Annotated in this window: 1 protein-coding gene and 1 pseudogene; one reads left to right on the top strand and one right to left on the bottom strand. The window is 46.4% G+C overall.

Annotated elements, in window-relative coordinates; translation table 11 throughout:
- Positions 1–324, top strand: a 324-nt coding sequence (locus J5224_RS32615; protein WP_264629073.1) for a linear amide C-N hydrolase, incomplete at its 5' end; no start/stop codon positions are given.
- A gap of 39 nt (positions 325–363) precedes the next feature.
- Here J5224_RS32615 and J5224_RS32610 read toward each other — a convergent pair.
- A pseudogene (locus J5224_RS32610) lies at positions 364–606 on the bottom strand (Arm DNA-binding domain-containing protein); the annotation flags it as partial.
- Between the last annotated feature and the right edge of the window lie 116 nt (positions 607–722).

Raw genomic sequence — 722 nt, 5'->3', positions numbered from 1 at the left:
CCATCGTCAGACACCTCTGTAGGCCGATTCATTCGTGGTGTATTTTACACGACCTATGCGCAAAAGCCGGCAAATTCACAACTCGCGATGAATACGCTAGCGCACATTATGAACCGCTTTGACCGTATCAAAGATAGTAGTGTGGATGAGAAAAATGGGCAGGGAGACGCTAAACCATCGCAGACGGAATATACCGTATGGACAAGCCTGTCTGACCTTACGCAAGGGAAAATGTTGGTGAAAGGATATACCGATATTAACTACACAGAATTCTCTTTTGGTAAAATCAAAGACAAGGAAACGCCAATAAATGTGGAACAGTAAACGGCATCCAGGCAGTCCGCAGCGCAGGTGGTGACCTTCGGTGATCCAGGTACCAAATTGCTGCCCGCGCTCTCTTGCCTGCGACGGGGATATAGAAGGATAATCACCTATGCTTAATGCTGCGGGTTTCTTTTCCCTGCGGCATCGGTAAGTAGCGCTACCGGAAATCGAGAGCCTGACATTCAGTCTATGTGAATCATAGATTACCTCTACTTTGTTTCGGTGCTTTCCTGATCCAAGGTAATGATATGATTGATATAAGTAGAGTAACACCACATGCATCAAAAGCAGTTCAAGTGACATCATATGCCCTTCGATAACGTTTACAGTGAAAAGCGCCTGCCCAGCCGGGTGCGTGATATCTGTCAATTTTTCCATTGCGATACGCTGGCGTTGAT

The organism is Candidatus Symbiopectobacterium sp. NZEC135 (genome assembly GCF_025962695.1).
The sequence above is the reverse complement of the archived record's forward strand: the minus strand, read 5'-3'. Positions and strand labels throughout refer to the sequence as shown.